The following is a 16,584-nucleotide window of genomic DNA, read 5'->3' as shown; positions in this document are numbered from 1 at the left end:
TGTCTATCCGGGGCCGGAACCGGGGCAGTCTGTTGCCGCACCGGATGGGACGGAGCTGTTCGGCGCACACCTGGTGTTCGATGATGTCCCATTCCGGCGCCATGAAGCTGATCGAGACCCGCAACCACCACCTGGCCGAGGGGCACCCGCAAGCGTCGTGACGAGAAGCCCTCGGGGTGGTGTGACTGAGTGACCCGTCTAGGATGGCCTGGTGAGGAAGTGGATAGCCGCTCACCGCAAGACGGTTTCACTGGTGGTCCTCGGCGCTGTGTGGGGCGCGGGGATAGCGCTCTTCGTCAGCTGGGGGCGCCCGCTGGACCAGGCGATCTTCAACGCCGCGCTGTGGGCTGTCTTCATGGCAGGTTCCTGGTACTTCGATGCAAGATAGCGACCAGGCTCGACGCGCAGGGCGGGATTCTGGTCTACGTCCGCTACCCGGATTCACGTCCCGGATCCCTCAGCGGTATCTGGAACATGGGTGTCGCCACATTCGACGAGACCGCAGTATGGACGCTTCACCAGCCGTTTATGACACACTCGAGCCCCGGGCTCATGTGAGTCAGCAGGCGTGGCTGGACGAGACGCAAGGTTTCGGATCCTTCGTGGGAGAGATGGACGAGATGAGCCGGACCATTGGCGACATGTCCGGGCGATACGAAGTGGCTGAGGGATGGCGCCGCCATTCGCATCTTGGTTTCTCTGCGCGGGACCAGGATCCGCTGGCAGTCGCTCTCGCTGACGTGTCCACAGTCGATGAGGGATACGAGAAGTCCTTGCTCGGGGCCCCGTTCCGGCACTGAGTCCGTTCCACCGAGACGAATCGGCCGATGCCGATACGAATAGGTATTGCCGGGTTCGGAATCCGCGAGTGGAGTGCCGGCACCTATGAACCCGGAGTCATCTGGCGAGCGCTCAGCGGCCACGAGGCCTTTCCCCAGGAGTCGTGGTGCCGCCTGCAGTTCAGGACGCCGCTTGAGTCACCAGTACTAAAGCCTGGCGGCCTGTGAACAGATGAAATCAACCACTTAAGGCTGATGTTGCAACGCCGATAACGGATCTTGTGCCAGTAGAAGTGATCCGATTGCAGAATAGTTCTCGCTGATACGGCTTCCCCTCCGGGTCCGGGCGCTTGCGTGTTCGTAAGCGCACAGTATTCATTGGCCATTCTCGAAAGGCCCCAAGGGACCAAGCCGTTAGCCGGTATCACGACAAGCCGAACGGTGATCTCCCCACGAACCGGTTAGGCGCGAGGACCCGCGATACTGCAGCAAGTCGCTTCGCGGGTACTCATTCCCTGGCACCGCCGCAGACTCTTAGAACTGCGTAAAGGCCGCTGTGGCGGGGTCCGCCCCGATCCGTGCCCCCTCTTCCAGTGCGTTGACGGCTGTCAGTTCCGAGGCGGTCAAAATAATCGCAGCGGCCTCGAAGTTTTGCCGCATGCGGTCAGCCGAGGAGGTTTTCGGGATGGCGATGTTTCCGGTGCTAAGGTGCCACGCGAGCACGATCTGGGCGGGCGTGACGGTGTACTTGGCGGCAAGGTACCTCACGGTGCCGGAGTCCAGATCCGCGCCCTGGCCCAGTGGACTGTATGCCTCGACGGCGATGCCCCGGGACCGGCTCGTGGCGACGAGGTCGCGCTGCTGGAAGGTGGGGTGGATTTCGATCTGGTTGACGGCCGGGATGATGTCTGACGACGCGCGGAGGGTGTCCAGGTGTGGTTTCAGGAAGTTGGACACCCCGATAGCACGTGTCAGGCCGTCGCCGTACAGTTTTTCCATGGCCTTCCAGGCTCCGGTGAAGAGCCCCTGGGACGGGACCGGCCAGTGGATCAGATACAGATCCACGTAATCCAGGTCCAATGCTTTTCGGCTGTCCTGGAAGGCCTCGTAGACCAGCCCCTGCTCGCCGTTACGGAGTTTGGTCGTGACGAAGATTTCCTCTCGAGGAATCCCCGATGCGGCGATCGCGGCGCCCACGCCGATTTCGTTCCGGTAAGCAGCCGCGGTGTCGATGTGGCGGTAGCCGGCTTCCAGGGCGTTCTCGACAATGCGCTGGGTGTCCTCTTCGGGGACCTGGAACACGCCGAAGCCGAGTTGCGGGATCTTGACGCCGTTGTTCAGAGTGACCGTGGGGATGGTTGTTTCTTGTGTCTGGGACATCATCAGTTCTTTCGTCGGTGGGGGCGGCATCGGTTACCCGGGCGCCGCGGGTGCCCGGGTAACCGGGACGGGTGCGGCAGAGCCCATTCTTGATGTGACTGGGTAGTTGCGCGCCGCTGTTGGCGGGCCGGTGCTCTGGAAGAATGCGTGGGTCTAGGCCTGGAGCGCTCCAGCCCAGAGGTTGATGTCGGATTCGATCGCGAATTCGTCGATTTTCTGAAGGTCGTCGCTGGTGAATTCCGGCCCCGAGACTGCCGCGAGGTTGTATTCGAGTTGTCGGACGCTGCTGGCGCCGATCAATGCTGACGTAACCGGTATCCCCTTCTTCTGGGGGCGCAGCACCCAGGCGATGGCCATTTGGGCGAGGGTCTGTCCGCGCTGGGCAGCGATGTTGTTGAGGCCTCGGATTCGGGTCAGGTTCTCGGGGGAGAGGTGGGTGTCCGCCAGGGACTTGCCCGACGCCGCGCGGGAGTCGTCGGGGACGCCGTCCAGGTAGCGGGTGGTGAGCAGTCCTTGGGCGAGGGGCGAGAAGGCAATCGCCCCTGCGCCGACCTGTTCGAGTGCCTGGAACAGGTTGGGATCACCGTGTTCGGTCCACCGGTTGAGCATCGAGTAGGAGGGCTGGTGAATCAGCAACGGCGTGCCGAGATCGGCGAGGATGGCGGCGGCCTCGATGGTCCTTTCGGGGGAGTAGGAGGAGATACCGGCGTACAGCGCCCTGCCGGAGCGGACCGCTGTGTCGAGTGCCCCCATGGTCTCCTCGAGAGGGGTGTCCGGGTCGGGGCGGTGGCTGTAGAAGATATCGACGTAGTCCAGGCCCATGCGTTCCAGCGACTGGTCCAGGCTGGCCAGCAGGTATTTCCTGGATCCCCATTCCCCGTACGGCCCGGGCCACATGCGGTATCCGGCTTTGGTGGAGATGACGAGTTCGTCGCGGTACGGTTTGAAGTCGTCCTGCAGGTGCCGGCCGAAGTTTGTTTCCGCGCCGCCGCTGGGCGGGCCGTAGTTGTTGGCGAGATCGAAGTGCGTGATGCCGAGGTCGAAGGCGCGGCGGAGGATGGCCCGTTGCGTCTCGAAGGGCTTGTCGTCGCCGAAGTTGTGCCAGAGGCCGAGGGATATGGCCGGAAGTTTCAGCCCGCTGCGCCCGACCCTGCGGTACGGCATGGAATCGTAGCGGTCCTGCGCTGGAATGTAGGTCATGCGTTCAGTTTCCTTCGGTTGTAACGCCGCGTTTGGGCTTCGTGTTTTTCGCTTCGGTGGTGTGGGCGGCGTCGGGGACTTCTTCCAGGATCAGGAGATCAATCCCGTCCCCGGCGTGGATCATCCGGCGTCCGCCGCCCGCGTCGAGCCAGATCCAGGCGGTAGATTCATCTGCTGTCACCGTCTCCATCCAGCCCTTGGCAATCACCCGGTCCCGGCTGATAAGCCCGACGTGGCTTCCCTCCAAAAGCTGCAACGGCCCCGAGGTGCCCGGGATCTGGATCCTTTGGGGTATCGGGCCAAGGGATTCGTCCCGAACGCCATCTTCGGTAGTCCAGGGCTCCCCGCTCGCGCGGCGTTTGTTGGTTCTGGTCCGCGCTCGTAGGCGGAGCTCATAAGCCTGCTCGTTCCGCACATAACCAAGCCGGTCAATGGCCGCCCGAATCCTGGCCCGGGTCTCGGTTTTGACCTTCTGCGGGCGGTTCAGGACATTCGACACCGTAGCGACAGAGACACCCGCTTCGGCAGCGACGTCGCTCATCCGGCAAGACGTAATCATCCTAAGTTCCTTGATCTGGCAACGCGCTGGGCGAAATGGGGGACTTTCAAGGCAAGTAAATCAGCTTGCATGTCAAGAGATCGGGGCTCAGGGCTCACGCCACACGCTAACGTTCGCCATGGCCTTCCCTGCGTGAACGTCTTGACCGAGCAGGGGTTCGCGCCTCTATCACGGTTGGGCGGATACCGCTGACTTTAGCTTGAGCGCCGCGGACTGCGGGCCCGAGATCACCGGAAGGCCGAGCGCCTCCTCGAGAGCGACAGCTGCAGGGGCCAGAGAATACTGACCGAGCAGCACCGCGTCGACCGAACCTACGTAGGGCTTCGCCGCTTCGACCAGCGCTGCAGTCAGTGCGCTGATGTCGCCGGCTTTCGTTGCGATGAACGCTGCGGGAACTGTTTCTCCGACGACCTTCGTTGCCGAGCCATTCGCCCGCAGGAACTCGGCGAAGCGCGCCACGGAGTCGTTGAGTGCCGACTCGAAGGATGCGACCATGAGAACCTTGCCATAGTTGCCGGCGAGGACCTGTTCGAAGGCGGCCTCGTCCGGGGACAAGACAGGAACGTCTGCCGTTGTCGCATGGGCAACCGAACCGTATATCGAACAGGTGAGCAGAACACCGGCCGCGCCGTTGGCGAGAGCGAGATCGATCAGGCGGCTCATTCGCTCGACGAGCTGTGGCGCGAGGCCGCCGTGCGCGTCCGCATCGGGGAGTAGCCTGTCGTCGAGGATGTTCCACACCTCGGCTCCCGGGAACACTGTGTTCAAGCCGGCAACGGCCGGAGCGATCGCCGCCGTCGTGGCATGGATGAGCGCAATGCGCTGGGTCGATGTTGTGTCTGTTGTGAGCGTCATTGCGCCAACTCCTTAATCCAAGTGAGTCCCTCGACGGTGCCGCCGATGGGTGAGTATTCGCAGCCTATCCAGCCGATGTAGTCGGAGGCGCGGATGGTGTCGAAGATCGTGCGGAAGTTGGTTTCGCCGGTACCAGGTTCGTGTCGCCTGGGCGGATCAGCGACCTGCACATGAAAGATCTGCGGAAGCATCGCCTGCAGTTTCGGCACGAGGTCGCCCTCGTCGATCTGAGCGTGGTAGACGTCGAACATGATGCCAACGTTGTCGGCATCCACCGCCTCGGCGACGGCGGCCGCGTGCGCCTGGCTTTCGAGTAGGAAGCCCGGTGCGTCGCGCTTGTTCTGTGCCTCGAGCAGGATCCGGACGTTCGTGTCCTTGGCCTTCTCGGATGCCCAGATGATGTTGCTCACAAAGCGTGCGAACGCCCGATCGCGGCTGACGCCCTCCTGGCGGATGCCGGCCATCACGTGGATGAAACCGCTCTCCAGCTCGACGGCGTACTCGAGGGCGAGCTCGAAGTCGGCGTGGAACTGCGTGACCTTGTCGGGCATGCAGGCGATGCCCTGACGCTCGGGGGTGCCGGGCTTCCCAGTGGGCGAGTTAATGAGGACCTGCTTCAGGCCCGCATCTGTCAGGCGCCTTTTCAGCTCGGTTGCCTTGTAGATGTACGGCGCTGCGTACTCGACGCCGGTGAACCCTGCCTTGGCCGCGGCGTCAAAGCGCTGAAGGAAGTCCACCTCGGTGAACAGCCACTTGAGGTTGGCGTCAAACTTCAACTCCGCCATTGTCTTCCTCCTTCTGTGACCCGTTCTCGAGCCGATATCCGCCCAGACGGCGATGTCATTCGATTCCTGGATCACGATCTCCTGCGACCCGGCCAAGGCCGAACTCGCTGACGTTATTGTTTTCTCACAATAGTATAGTCTAACAGCTAATTCTATTCTATAGCCAACCCTAAGTGTCCTGGGTCCAGTCCCGTTGCGGGACAAGAAGGTCTCCCTATCCATGGGAGGCGCGTCGCTCACCAGATGTGTGGTGGATGGAACCCGGAGGCTTTGCCGTGTTGACGCGATGGTCGGCGGATTCCGTACGATAAACTGAATAATATAGTCGAGAGGGAGATTCCATGGCGAACCGCCGAGAACCCGGAACAACGTACGCCGACACCGTCTACAACCTGCTCCTGAAGCAATTCATGGCGGGCGAGCGGGAGGCGGGCCAGTCTCTGAACATACCGTCCATCGCCCGCGAGTTCGATGTCAGCCAGACGCCGGTACGTGAAGCGCTCGCGCGCCTGGAGCACACTGGCCTGGTGACCCGCGAGCCCTTGAAGGGGTACCGGGTTGCGCCCATGTTCAGTGAGCACGAGTTGGTCAAGCTCATGGAAGCGCGCTTGGTGATCGAACCGGCAGTAACGCTGGAGGCGGCGCGTCGAGTGACGCCGGAGTTCCTTGCAGAACTTCAAGTGACAGTCGATGAGTTGGCAGCGGCAGCCGAATCCGAATCATTCAGTGAGCACTGGCGTACGGACGATGCCTTCCATGGGCTGATCTCCAAGCAGTCGGGCAATCCGTTCCTCGACTCCGCCTATCTGGCGATCGGCGGCCACGTGCGCAGATTCCGTCTGCTTGCCAAAGCGAGTTCAAGGACTGCGGCGATCGCCGTGATCGAGCACGGGCACATTATCGAAGCGCTCGAGGCGAGGGACGCGGAGAAGGCGGCCGAAGCGATGCGCCAGCACATCGAGGGAGCCGCCGCCCGTGCCCTCGCTGACCGAAAGTCGATCGGCTAGGTCAAGCTGATCGACTTTCGGCCAGCTTGACCTAGCCGATGTCAGACGAGTTCGACGACGCCCACCTCGGTGAGGAGTGTCGGCGCCGAGGCGCGCCCGGCGATGTCAGTGATCTGTGTGAGCAGCGCCTCGGGCATCGGGATGCCATTCTGGCCCCGTTCGCGCCGCGCTTCGCGTTCGGGGTCACCTGGGATCCTGACCCTGTTCTCGCCCTGTTGCATGGCGTTGACGAGCTGTTCGACGTTCTGTGCTGTCTGACCGCCCGGGTTCAGTGCTTCCGGGTCGATGACCAGGAAGAAGTGGCCGATGTTGTCGCGGTCGCCCGAGTGCAGCGGGCCCGCGGCATTCGACAGGGCGGCACTCAGAACCTGCGACATCAGGCTGAGTCCGAAGCCCTTGTGGCCGCCTGTCTCGGGGGTCGGTCCGCCGAGCGGGCTGATCGTGGCGCCGAGCTTCGTCAGTAGCGAGTAGGCAAGCGCGGCGTCTGTGACGGCTTCCCCGGTCCGGTCAAAGACCCAGCCCTCGGGCAGAGTCTTGCCCTTGTTCGCGTAGGCCTTTACCTTATTGAGGGCGACGACGCTGGTGGACATGTCGACAAGCAACGGCTCACCGCTCATTCGCGGCGCGGAGAATGCGATCGGATTGGTGCCGAGGATCGGAGTGGTCCCGCCGGTGGCCGAGGTCACAGGCGTGCGTGTCGTCGTGGTGACCAGCGAGAAGAGGCCATGCTCGGAGGCCATGCGGGCGTAGAAGCCGAGCGCGCCGAAGTGGAGCGAATTACGGACCACCACAATGCCGATTCCGCTCTCCCGAGCCTTCTCAATTGCGAGTTCCATCGATCGGACAGCGGTCGGATGTCCGAGTCCATGATGTCCGTCCAGGACGGCGAACGCGGGGCCGTCGACGACGACCTCGGGCTCCGCGGTCAGGTCGAGGCGGCCCTCAACCAGGAACCTTTCGTACATCTGCAGCATCGAGACACCGTGGGAGTCGATCGCAGAGAGGTCGGTGTCGACCATGACTTCCGCGGTGATCGCCGCGGAATCGCTCCGCATGCCCCATGCGTCGAGGATTGCGAGGATTTGCGCCCGCAGGGACTCCGGAGTGAAGCGCCGCAACTGGGTCTCGGTGGTCATACGGATACTCCTACTTCATCGGCGATGCGCTTGCCGATCTCCAGGGCCGCGGTCGCGGCCGGTGACGGGGCATTGAGGACGTGGATCTGCCGAGGCGCGCGCTCGAAGTAGAAGTCGTCGACGAGGCTGCCGTCGCGCTTCATCGCCTGAGCGCGAACACCGGCATGGGTGGGAACGAGGCTGTCGTCCGAGAGGTCCGGAATGAGCTCGCGGAGGCTGCCCAGGAACCTCTTCTGCGAGAGGGAGCGGCGGGTCTCCTCGATGCCGATGCGCCAAAACTTCCTACCGAGAATCCACAGGCCCGGCCACACCGCGCTCTCGATCATGTCCCGCGGGTTGATCTGCAGCCAGCTGTAGCCCTCGCGGGCCAGAGCGAGGACGGCGTTGGGGCCGGCATGGACGGAGCCGTTGAACATACGGGTGAAGTGGACACCGAGGAAGGGGAACTCAGGATCCGGGACCGGGTAGATGAGACCCTTGACCTTGTACGACTCCTGGGGCGTCAGTTCGAAGTACTCGCCACGGAAGGGGATGATCCGCACGTTCGGTGTGAGGCCGGCGAGCCGCGCGACGCGGTCACTATGCAGGCCGGCGCAGTTGACGAACTCGTCGCCGCGGTGCTCGCCGATCTGGGTCGTGACGGTGATTCCGTCGTTCTTCGAGGCGACTCCGACGATCTTCTGGCCGAAGAGCACCTGACCGCCGTTCTCCTCGATCAAGCGGCGCAGCGTATTGCAGACGCCGCGATAGTCGACGATGCCGGTCGACTCCACCCGGAGCGCCGAGACGGTATGAACGTGGGGCTCGTATTCGCGGGCTTCCTCGCGGGTGATGTTGCGGCACGGCACGCCGTTGGCCTGACCGCGACGGTACAGCTCCTGGAGAGCGGGGATCTGCGCGGTTGACGTCGCGACGACGAGCTTGCCGCAGATGTCCACAGTGATGCCGTGTTCCTCGGCGAACTCCTTCATCGAGAGTGATCCGGCCCGGCCCATCGTCGCCTTTAGGCTGCCCGGTTTGTAATAAAGGCCGGAGTGGATCACGCCGGAGTTGTTCCCGGTTTGATGCTCGGCGACCGCATTCTCCTTCTCGAGGACGGTTACGCGGTGGCCGCGGAGCCCGAGCTCATATGCGGTGGAGAGGCCGACAATTCCTGCGCCGGCCACAATGACGTGGCTCTTCATGGGTGACTTCCTTGTTCGGGGCTGTCGACAACGCTGTGCCGAGGGAGCAACACTTAGACTATAGTCTAGTAGTGTTAAAGATACTATAGTAATTCGAGTCAGTCCCTACCCGGCCGTCTCGTCAGAAACATCGCACTCAAGGAGAGCGGCCTGCGCGGTCCGAGTAGACGGCGCAGCCGTCCAGATTGTTAGGACAAATCATGGCCAATTCATCCGACTCCACCGTCGTCTCCCTCTGGAGTGCTCTTGTCGTTCGCGGCGCGCTTGACGCCACGGTGATCCCTGCATTCGCTGCCGAGGGAAAGGGAAGCGTGAACGCTGTATTCGACCCGACGACTGTGCTCATGCAGCGCATTGTTGCCGGCGAGTTGCCGGAGATCATCATCTCCACCACTGATTCCCTCAAGGGCCTGCCCTCCGGAACCCTCGTCGAGGAATCGATTGCTCCACTCGTCCGAACGGGCATCGGCATTGGCGTGGCTGAAGGGGCCGCGGCCTATCAGATCGAGACGGTTGTTGATCTCACGTCGGCGCTTCTCGGGGCCCGCTCAGTCGCGTACTCGCGCGCTGGACAGAGCGGGATCCACTTTGCTTCCTTGATCGAGAAACTCGGCATCGCCGATGAGGTCAACGCGAAGGCGACCATCCTGGAGAAGGGCTTTACGGGGGAGGCGGTCATCGACGGCCGCGCCGATCTTGCCATCCAGCAGATCAGCGAGCTCCGTTTCGTTCCAGGCATCGCCGTCGTCGGGCCGCTGCCGGAACCTGTGCAGGCGTACACCGATTTCTCTGTCGCCGTCACGTCCAGCGAGGCTGCTTCGGTCGGGGCTCACGCCCTGCACGCGTTTCTCATCGGACAGCTGGCGAGAGACGCCTACGTCGCGGAAGGCCTGCAGCTGCCCGCCGCCTCGCAGGCATAAAGCCCTCGAGGCCACCGTTGCTTCCGTGCCGTTGCTCCTCGCCGCAGCAGCATTTCTATACAGGGCGGGGGACCACCAACGTTCGAAAGAGAACCCATGACAGTCATTCCCGTTGTACCTGCGCATCCTGGACTCCCGATCACCGGGTCAGACGAACGCTTTCCCATACGGCGCGCCTACTGCGTCGGCCGAAACTACGGCGATCACGCCCGCGAGATGGGCGCAAACCCTGACCGTGAGCCGCCATTTTTCTTCTCGAAGCCGACCGACGCCGTGTACGCCCTCGACGAGGGGCTGCCCCTCGACGGCGTCGCGCCCGGGCACGTTCCGTATCCACCCCTGACCTCTGAGCTGCACCACGAGGTCGAGCTCATCGTGGCTATCGGTGTCGGCGGGAAGGACATCTCCCCGGACACCGCCCTCGAACACGTCTGGGGCTACGGGCTCGGGTTCGATCTGACCCGACGTGATGCCCAGAGTGTGGCGAAGCGGATGCGCCGGCCTTGGGACATGGCGAAGGGCTTCGACGCCTCGGGCCCAAGCTCCGCGATCGTGCCCGCATCGCAGATCGGCCATCCGGTCACCGGACGGATCTACCTCGAGGTCAACGGCGAGCTGCGTCAGCAAGGAGATCTCGCCGACCAGATCTGGAGCGTCCCCGAAATCATCGCCGCTCTCTCACGGACCATCACTCTGAAAGCCGGCGACCTCATCTTCACCGGCACGCCTGCGGGCATCGCTGCTCTCGCGCACGGAGATGTCGTGACGGCAGGGATCGACGGAGTCATCACCGCCTCTGTCATTGTCGCCTGACGTCCCGACTCCAAGAAGCGTCCGTGCCTGGGCAGCAGTCCCAGGCACGGACGCTTCGTCGTCTCGCTAGGCGATGGGGGTGAGTCCGCCCGTCGCGTTCAGCTCTATCTGGACAGGACCTGCCTTGCCGTCGAAGTTCACGGTGAAGATCTCACGCAGCGTCGGGCCTTCGTCCAGGACCTCACCGCCGACCATCCGGAGCCGATTGTCGTGTCCGGGCAGTAGGCTGATCGAACTGTCGGCCATCAGGATGGCGCGGACCTTGTCGATGCTGCGCTGGCTCGCGGCGAGATCCATCGATAGGTCAGGAACACCGGTGAACAACTCGACGCGGTTCTTCACGGAGTCTCCGGAGAGGAGCACGCCACCCTCAGTCGTCGCGATGCGGAACGCCATGTGACCGGGCGTATGCCCCGGCGTCGGGAACCATGCGATACCTGGAAGGAGCTCTCCGCCTTCGTCCATGCCAGTGAGGAAGTTCTTGGGCTGGTCCGACGCGACCAAGTAGTCGAGGTACGGCTTTGATAGGAAGACTGCGTCCGGCTCGGGGTGGTTTATCGCCCAGTCGTACTCCACCTGGTGTACCGTAACCGTGGCCTCGGGGAACATTGCGATGTTTCCGACGTGGTCCCAGTGGAGGTGGGTCAGGAGAACATCCGTCACGTCGGCCGTTGTGAGCCCGAGCTCCGCGAGGTTGGCCCGCACCATCCCTCCGTGGGACGGCGAGCCGGTATCGACTATTACGACACGGTCTTCCTTGCGAAACAGGTTCACACTGCTCCAGCCGAAACCACCATGGAAGGCGCTCTTGATCGGGAATCCGTGGGCGAGGGGATGGGCGTCGTACATGGAGATACTCCTCAGGTTCTAGATTGCTGCGTCAAGGGGGCCGCCGCGACGGGCCAGCGGCTTTTGTACAAGTGGGTGACGGAACGTCAGTCACGCACGAATACTGCGAAGGTTTACTTGCGCAGTCGCTCCGTGGCGCCATCTCGAGAGGCGGTGAATTTGTCTTGCTGGCATATTCTCACCAAAGGCCTCCGGTGTAGTCGGGATCGACGTAGCCTCCGCCCTGATAAGCCGGCGGGGTCTGTCCTGCGAACTGATCGGCCCACGATTCCGCGTTGTCAAGTGGCCGCCAATCCAGTGCCTTCATCCCGTCCTCATTCTCCCAAAATCCGCGTGTGTTGGCGGACACACCGTAAACGATCTGGTACCCAAGGTCGGGCGCATCGATTGCCCGCTGCACCAGCGAAATCGCATCGCGGTGGCTGAGCCAGGTGCTCAACTGTCGCGCCTCTCCGGGTGCTTCGCGGAAGCTTCCGATGCGCAACGAAACCACTTCGAGGCCCCACTTGTCGTGATATAGGCGACCGAGCGTCTCGCCAAAGACCTTCGAAACACCGTAATACGAGTCCGGCCGGGGGAGAACCTCATTGTCGATCTTCGTGTCCGACGGATAGAAGCCCATCGCGTGATTCGAGCTCGCGAAGATGACGCGGCGCACTTTGGCGCGTCGCGCGGCCTCGAACAGGTTGTACGTTCCGACGATGTTGTTTTCGAGGATCTCCGGGAACGACCGTTCGTCGGCGATCCCGCCCAGATGCACGACAGTGTCGACGTCGCTGCACACCTTGGTGAGAAGGTCGAGGTCGGCGAGGTCACCGACGAACTCGGTCTCACCTTCCAACAATCCGGTTCCTGGGCTCTTGACCAACAGGCGGACGTCAGAGTAGTTGCCTTCGAGGCCGGCACGGATGACCGTGCCCATCCTTCCTGCGCCGCCCGTATACATGATTGCCATCCCGCACTCCCTTGTCTCGTAGGTGCGACTCGGGCGACCTTCTCCGCCGGCAAGCCGCTTCAGTATTCACCAGCATACTATATACAGTCATCGAAAACTATATTATGCTCGTTGACAGACCCCCGGCTCAACGGGGACCCCGGTTTAGCCGGTGATGAACGAAAGCCCCACGGGCAATCAAAGGCGATCTGAAAGGCGCAATGATGCACGAATCAGTAGAATCCAAAACAACAACAGTCTCGAGGGCCGAGCTGCGACGAGTCGGCTGGGGGAGCTTCGTTGGAACGGCGATCGAGTGGTACGACTTCTTCGTATTCAGCGCGGCATCGGCACTGGTCTTCGGCCCACTCTTCTTCCCTGGAGGCGACCCGCTCGTGGGAGTCCTCTCCGCGTTCGCGGTCTTCGGAACGGGATTTGTCGCAAGACCCTTTGGCGCGATCTTCTTCGGATACCTCGGCGACCGTATCGGACGCAAGAAGACGCTGATCGCGACCCTCCTGATGATGGGGTCGGGCACCTTCCTCGTGGGCTGCCTGCCAACGGCGGAGCAGATCGGCGTTCTCGCACCCGTCCTCCTCGTCATCTGTCGACTGCTGCAGGGGTTCGCCACCGGCGGGGAATGGGGCGGAGCCACACTGGTTGCGATCGAATTCTCTCCCGACGACAAGCGCGGCAAGTTCGGCACGTTCCCGCAGCTGGGCAACGGAACGGGCATCGCGCTCTCGACGGCGGCCTTCGCGCTCGTGTCCACCCTGCCGGAAGATCAGTTCCTCTCATGGGGCTGGCGCCTGCCGTTCTTCGTCAGCGTCTTTCTGATCGTCATCGGGCTCATCATCCGGAAGCAGATCGGCGAGACGCCGAGCTTCACCAAGATGCAGGAGAACAACGAGATCGTGAAGAACCCCCTCGCAAGCCTGTTCCGTCACGACTTCCCATCTGTTCTTCGCGTGGTAGGCATGAAGCTCATCGAGGGTGTGTTCGCAATTATCTGCTTCACATTCGTCGTTGCATTCGCGACCGGTCAGTTGCATGTGGATCGCACATCCGTTCTCATCGGCTCAACGGTCGCCGCGATCCTCAGTGTCCCGGCGCAGTACTTCTGGGGAACGCTCTCGGACCGCGTCGGCCGTCGCCCCGTCTTGCTTTTCGGCGCCCTCTTCCTCGTCGCGTTCGCATTCCCGTTCTTCTGGCTCATCGAGACCGCCAACCCCGTCCTCATCTCGTTGGCTCTGATCATCGGGTTCTGCGTGGGCTACTCGGCGATGTACTCGGTACACACGTCGTACTTCGCCGAGCTGTTCCCGTCTCGCACGCGGTATACCGCGCTCGCGGTTTCGACGAACATTGGCTCCGTGATCTCCAGCGGCCCCGCGTCCCTCATCGCCGGCGGTCTCGTCGCTGCAGCCGGCGGGTCCGCCTGGATGGTCTCCGTGTACATCATCGTCGTCGCGGTGATCTGCGTCATCAGCGTGCTGCTCTCGCCCGAGACGGCCAACCGACCGCTTCGGGGCGAGGACGCCAAGATCGAGGGAACGGAACTGCCCCTCAACGCGAAACTTGTCCAGGTCGCGGAGTAGATCCTCCACAGCGTTGAACGCCCGTACCCGCTGTGCTCCAGCAGAGACAGCGGGTACGGGTGAATTTTGAACAGATTCAATCGAAGGACCAATAATGCCTCAATGGGGTTGCATAGCCGATGATTTCACCGGAGCAACGGACTTGGCTACGAATTTCGTCTCGCAAGGGTTCCGCACGACCGTCATCTTCGGTCCCCCCGACCCAGAGCGACCGGACACGCACGACGAGTCTGAGACAGATGTGGTTGTGGTCGCCCTCAAGACGCGCACAGCCCCGGTCGAGCAGGCTGTCAGCGAGAGCCTGCGGTCGCTCCGGTACCTCGAGTCAATCGGTGCACAACGTATTTACGTGAAGTACTGCTCGACCTTTGACTCGACACCGGCCGGCAACATCGGCCCCGTAATAGACGCTGTGCTGGCCGAACTGGATGAAGCCGCTACCGTGGTTGTCCCCTCCTTCCCGCAGGCTGCGCGCACTGTCTACCAAGGACACCTTTTCGTCGGGAGCGACCCGCTCAGCGAGAGCTCAATGCGCAACCACCCGCTCACTCCAATGCTCGACTCGAGTGTGCCGCGGATGCTCTCGCTCCAGACTGTCAACCACGTGGGGTTGATTCCTCTCGACGTCGTGCGGGCGGGGGGCGTTGCCCTGCGCAATCGAGTTGCACCCGACGGGGAGCGCACGCTTCTCGTCGTCGACGCCATTTCCGAGCTCGACCTCACCACGATCGCCGAAGCGACGAGCAGCCTTCGCGTGGTCACGGGCGGCTCGGGACTAGCGAGGGGATTCGCACACGACGCAGGTTCAGAAGACGCCAGGGACATCCCGGTCGCTGACGGATACAGCGCGACCCTGTGCGGCAGCGCGTCGCAGGCGACACGCGCGCAGGTGAACCACGCGAGGCTGAACGTGCCCTGGCGCAAGCTCGACTTACACGCCCTTCGGGGTGGCTTCGATGCGGAGGTCGCGTCGCTGCTCGATTGGGCGGCCGGGGTGTACGAAGAGTGGGCGGATGCAACGCCCCTTTTCTACTCCGTCGATTCCCTCTCCGATATTGAGAACGTTCCAGCTGGCACGAGCGAGCTTGTGGAGCAGGCACTTGCAGCGATCGCGGCCGGACTCGTGCGGCTCGGCGCGCGGCGGCTCATCGTGGCGGGCGGCGAGACGTCCGGACGCGTAGTCTCCGAACTTGGCATCGACCGCATCGCGATCGGCGCCGCGATCGCGCCTGGCGTGGCGTGGGGTGCCGGACGCACGGCCGACGGAGCGCCCGTGAACGTCGCCCTGAAGTCGGGGAACTTCGGAGGCGAAGACATGTTCACCTCTGCCTGGGCGGTGCTCGCATGAGCGTTATCGATGACCTCGTCGCGGCGGGACGCCAACTCGCCGCGCTCGGACTCAGCCCTGGTTCATCCGGGAATCTCAGTGTTCGCGTCGGCGACACCATCGTGATGACTCCAACAGGCAGCGATCTCGCCAGCCTCCACGCGCAGCAGCTGTCGGTGCTCGACTTCGAGGGCAACCTTCTCTGTGGACCGAAGGCGTCGAAAGAGTACCCCTTCCACCGCGCGATGTACCGACGCAGTGTGGAGACCAGAGCAATTGTGCACCTGCACTCGACTTATGCCGTGGGGGTATCTTGTCTGGAGCCGTGGAGCGCGATGAGTGCAATCCCGCCTGTCACGCCATATTTTGTCATGCGCGTGGGACAGACTCCGCTCATTCCATACGCGGCGCCAGGTGATTCCTCGCAGGCGGAAGTCATTGAGAACCTGGGCTTCCCGTTCGGCGCGGTTCTCCTGCAAAACCACGGCTCGATCACATCCGGTTTGACCATGGTCGCCGCAGTCGATGCCGCGATTGAACTGGAAGAGGCGTGCAAGCTCCTCCTCCTCCTGGGCACGAAGCCTGCCCGCTTCTTGACCCCTCGGGAAGCCCTGGCGCTCGCGTCCGCTTACTCATCCCCATGGACGGCAGCCGACGACGACGCGGCCGCTCCGCAACGGGAAGACCGACACGGCTAGAACCGACAAACCGTTCGAGCCGGCTTCGGAGTCCTGCCACCCCGGTTCCGGACAGTCCACCCGGCGAGGTAGTAGGCAGCCACACCTCAATAACCGAAATATGAGAAGGATAGATCGATGAGAACCGCCCCTGACCCAACCATCGCAATCACAGCCATAGACCGTTCCAGCATGGACCGCCAGCTCAATGAAGCCGTGGCCATCGCCAGGACCAGAGCAATGGGCGAAGGACGCCAGGGAATTCTCGTCACGAGACACGCCTACGATTCCTTCACCGTCTCCCTCAGCGATGCCGTGCCCTTCGGGCTGACCCTCGAGCATCAGGATTGGTGAATCAACTGCGGTTCGACGGGCAGGCGAGACCATCTTGCGCAGCGGGTAGACGCAAATCCGTCGCCCGCGAGTAGCTCTTGTGCCAGGAGATGATGAGGCAATCCGGCACATAAATTCAATGCACATCAAATGACAAGAAGAGGACTATGGACTATTCGCTGATGATGGCTTGCGTGCTAATCAATGCAACGAATCACGACGCCCGCAGTGCGTTGCCGGATGCGCCT

General features: G+C 62.7%; 18 protein-coding genes. 9 read left to right on the top strand and 9 right to left on the bottom strand.

The window, feature by feature from the left end; all coding sequences use genetic code 11:
* Positions 1 to 211 precede the first annotated feature (211 nt).
* Entirely contained in the window at positions 212 to 388 is a 177-nt protein-coding gene (locus ASG92_RS28340; protein WP_157372215.1) for a hypothetical protein, read from the top strand.
* A gap of 118 nt (positions 389 to 506) precedes the next feature.
* A complete protein-coding gene (locus ASG92_RS13100) occupies positions 507 to 800 on the top strand; it encodes a hypothetical protein (protein WP_056628987.1) in 294 nt (97 codons plus the stop codon).
* A gap of 513 nt (positions 801 to 1,313) precedes the next feature.
* On the opposite strand, the gene ASG92_RS13095 is transcribed toward ASG92_RS13100, so the two are convergent.
* The 5 genes from ASG92_RS13095 to ASG92_RS13075 form a co-directional block, all read right to left on the bottom strand.
* Complete coding sequence (locus ASG92_RS13095) at positions 1,314 to 2,159, bottom strand: aldo/keto reductase (protein ID WP_056629036.1); 846 nt, start codon at positions 2,157 to 2,159, stop codon at positions 1,314 to 1,316.
* Positions 2,160 to 2,312: 153 nt separating this feature from the next.
* Entirely contained in the window at positions 2,313 to 3,359 is a 1,047-nt protein-coding gene (gene mgrA, locus ASG92_RS13090) for an L-glyceraldehyde 3-phosphate reductase (RefSeq protein WP_056628984.1), read from the bottom strand.
* Positions 3,360 to 3,363: 4 nt separating this feature from the next.
* The gene (locus ASG92_RS13085) at positions 3,364 to 3,918 is read right to left on the bottom strand and encodes a LacI family DNA-binding transcriptional regulator (RefSeq protein ID WP_056628983.1); all 555 of its coding nucleotides are present in this window, start codon (positions 3,916 to 3,918) and stop codon (positions 3,364 to 3,366) included.
* Between the two features lie 168 nt (positions 3,919 to 4,086).
* A complete protein-coding gene (locus ASG92_RS13080; protein WP_056628982.1) occupies positions 4,087 to 4,773 on the bottom strand; it encodes an aspartate/glutamate racemase family protein in 687 nt (228 codons plus the stop codon).
* Entirely contained in the window at positions 4,770 to 5,558 is a 789-nt protein-coding gene (locus ASG92_RS13075; protein WP_056628981.1) for a TIM barrel protein, read from the bottom strand. The genes ASG92_RS13080 and ASG92_RS13075 overlap by 4 nt, the downstream gene beginning before the upstream one ends.
* Before the next feature lie 341 nt (positions 5,559 to 5,899).
* On the opposite strand from ASG92_RS13075, the gene ASG92_RS13070 reads away from it, so the two are divergent.
* Positions 5,900 to 6,565 (top strand): GntR family transcriptional regulator, encoded by a 666-nt coding sequence (locus ASG92_RS13070; protein ID WP_056628980.1) that lies wholly within the window; start codon positions 5,900 to 5,902, stop codon positions 6,563 to 6,565.
* A 41-nt stretch (positions 6,566 to 6,606) separates the two neighbouring features.
* Here ASG92_RS13070 and ASG92_RS13065 read toward each other — a convergent pair whose 3' ends face one another.
* Positions 6,607 to 7,701 (bottom strand): Ldh family oxidoreductase, encoded by a 1,095-nt coding sequence (locus ASG92_RS13065; protein ID WP_056628979.1) that lies wholly within the window; start codon positions 7,699 to 7,701, stop codon positions 6,607 to 6,609.
* Complete coding sequence (gene lhgO, locus ASG92_RS13060; RefSeq protein ID WP_056628977.1) at positions 7,698 to 8,885, bottom strand: L-2-hydroxyglutarate oxidase; 1,188 nt, start codon at positions 8,883 to 8,885, stop codon at positions 7,698 to 7,700. Before lhgO ends, ASG92_RS13065 begins: the two co-directional genes overlap by 4 nt.
* A gap of 200 nt (positions 8,886 to 9,085) precedes the next feature.
* Between lhgO and ASG92_RS13055 the strand changes: the two genes are divergently transcribed.
* Together ASG92_RS13055 and ASG92_RS13050 are read left to right on the top strand one after the other, a co-directional pair.
* Positions 9,086 to 9,805 carry a substrate-binding domain-containing protein gene (locus ASG92_RS13055; RefSeq protein ID WP_056628974.1) on the top strand — a complete coding sequence of 240 codons (720 nt, stop codon included), beginning with the start codon at positions 9,086 to 9,088 and terminating at the stop codon, positions 9,803 to 9,805.
* A 96-nt stretch (positions 9,806 to 9,901) separates the two neighbouring features.
* Positions 9,902 to 10,618: a fumarylacetoacetate hydrolase family protein gene (locus tag ASG92_RS13050; RefSeq protein WP_056628969.1), complete on the top strand. Its 717-nt coding sequence runs from the start codon at positions 9,902 to 9,904 to the stop codon at positions 10,616 to 10,618.
* A 66-nt stretch (positions 10,619 to 10,684) separates the two neighbouring features.
* Here the strand turns inward: ASG92_RS13050 and ASG92_RS13045 are convergent, their stop codons facing one another.
* Together ASG92_RS13045 and ASG92_RS13040 are read right to left on the bottom strand one after the other, a co-directional pair.
* Positions 10,685 to 11,467, bottom strand: coding sequence for an MBL fold metallo-hydrolase (locus tag ASG92_RS13045; protein WP_056628967.1), 783 nt, complete (start codon positions 11,465 to 11,467; stop codon positions 10,685 to 10,687).
* 178 nt (positions 11,468 to 11,645) lie between these two features.
* The gene (locus tag ASG92_RS13040; RefSeq protein WP_277309129.1) at positions 11,646 to 12,413 is read right to left on the bottom strand and encodes an NAD(P)-dependent oxidoreductase; all 768 of its coding nucleotides are present in this window, start codon (positions 12,411 to 12,413) and stop codon (positions 11,646 to 11,648) included.
* A 212-nt stretch (positions 12,414 to 12,625) separates the two neighbouring features.
* Here ASG92_RS13040 and ASG92_RS13035 point away from each other — a divergent pair, with 212 nt between their 5' ends.
* The 4 genes from ASG92_RS13035 to ASG92_RS13020 all read left to right on the top strand — a co-directional run bounded on the left by ASG92_RS13035 (position 12,626) and on the right by ASG92_RS13020 (position 16,357).
* Complete coding sequence (locus tag ASG92_RS13035; protein ID WP_162256321.1) at positions 12,626 to 13,999, top strand: MFS transporter; 1,374 nt, start codon at positions 12,626 to 12,628, stop codon at positions 13,997 to 13,999.
* A gap of 94 nt (positions 14,000 to 14,093) precedes the next feature.
* Positions 14,094 to 15,347, top strand: a complete 1,254-nt coding sequence (otnK, locus tag ASG92_RS13030; protein WP_056628964.1) for a 3-oxo-tetronate kinase — start codon at positions 14,094 to 14,096, stop codon at positions 15,345 to 15,347.
* A complete protein-coding gene (locus ASG92_RS13025; protein WP_056628963.1) occupies positions 15,344 to 16,024 on the top strand; it encodes a class II aldolase/adducin family protein in 681 nt (226 codons plus the stop codon). The genes otnK and ASG92_RS13025 overlap by 4 nt, the downstream gene beginning before the upstream one ends.
* A gap of 117 nt (positions 16,025 to 16,141) precedes the next feature.
* Positions 16,142 to 16,357, top strand: a complete 216-nt coding sequence (locus tag ASG92_RS13020) for a hypothetical protein (protein WP_056628962.1) — start codon at positions 16,142 to 16,144, stop codon at positions 16,355 to 16,357.
* Positions 16,358 to 16,584 lie beyond the last annotated feature (227 nt).

The sequence above is a fragment of the Arthrobacter sp. Soil736 genome, from assembly GCF_001428005.1.
Lineage (GTDB): Bacteria > Actinomycetota > Actinomycetes > Actinomycetales > Micrococcaceae > Arthrobacter.
This window is presented reverse-complemented; position numbering and strand designations above follow the sequence as displayed.

Coding starts and splice junctions, on each gene's coding strand:
- ASG92_RS13020 (WP_056628962.1), top strand. CDS start 16,142: ATGAGAACCGCCCCTGACCCAACCATCGCAATCACAGCCATAGACCGT.
- ASG92_RS13045 (WP_056628967.1), bottom strand. CDS start 11,467: ATGTACGACGCCCATCCCCTCGCCCACGGATTCCCGATCAAGAGCGCC.
- lhgO (WP_056628977.1), bottom strand. CDS start 8,885: ATGAAGAGCCACGTCATTGTGGCCGGCGCAGGAATTGTCGGCCTCTCC.
- ASG92_RS13025 (WP_056628963.1), top strand. CDS start 15,344: ATGAGCGTTATCGATGACCTCGTCGCGGCGGGACGCCAACTCGCCGCG.
- otnK (WP_056628964.1), top strand. CDS start 14,094: ATGCCTCAATGGGGTTGCATAGCCGATGATTTCACCGGAGCAACGGAC.
- ASG92_RS13100 (WP_056628987.1), top strand. CDS start 507: ATGGACGCTTCACCAGCCGTTTATGACACACTCGAGCCCCGGGCTCAT.
- ASG92_RS13075 (WP_056628981.1), bottom strand. CDS start 5,558: ATGGCGGAGTTGAAGTTTGACGCCAACCTCAAGTGGCTGTTCACCGAG.
- ASG92_RS13070 (WP_056628980.1), top strand. CDS start 5,900: ATGGCGAACCGCCGAGAACCCGGAACAACGTACGCCGACACCGTCTAC.
- ASG92_RS13040 (WP_277309129.1), bottom strand. CDS start 12,413: ATGTATACGGGCGGCGCAGGAAGGATGGGCACGGTCATCCGTGCCGGC.
- ASG92_RS13035 (WP_162256321.1), top strand. CDS start 12,626: ATGCACGAATCAGTAGAATCCAAAACAACAACAGTCTCGAGGGCCGAG.
- ASG92_RS13055 (WP_056628974.1), top strand. CDS start 9,086: ATGGCCAATTCATCCGACTCCACCGTCGTCTCCCTCTGGAGTGCTCTT.
- ASG92_RS13095 (WP_056629036.1), bottom strand. CDS start 2,159: ATGTCCCAGACACAAGAAACAACCATCCCCACGGTCACTCTGAACAAC.
- ASG92_RS13085 (WP_056628983.1), bottom strand. CDS start 3,918: ATGATTACGTCTTGCCGGATGAGCGACGTCGCTGCCGAAGCGGGTGTC.
- ASG92_RS13050 (WP_056628969.1), top strand. CDS start 9,902: ATGACAGTCATTCCCGTTGTACCTGCGCATCCTGGACTCCCGATCACC.
- ASG92_RS13065 (WP_056628979.1), bottom strand. CDS start 7,701: ATGACCACCGAGACCCAGTTGCGGCGCTTCACTCCGGAGTCCCTGCGG.
- ASG92_RS13080 (WP_056628982.1), bottom strand. CDS start 4,773: ATGACGCTCACAACAGACACAACATCGACCCAGCGCATTGCGCTCATC.
- mgrA (WP_056628984.1), bottom strand. CDS start 3,359: ATGACCTACATTCCAGCGCAGGACCGCTACGATTCCATGCCGTACCGC.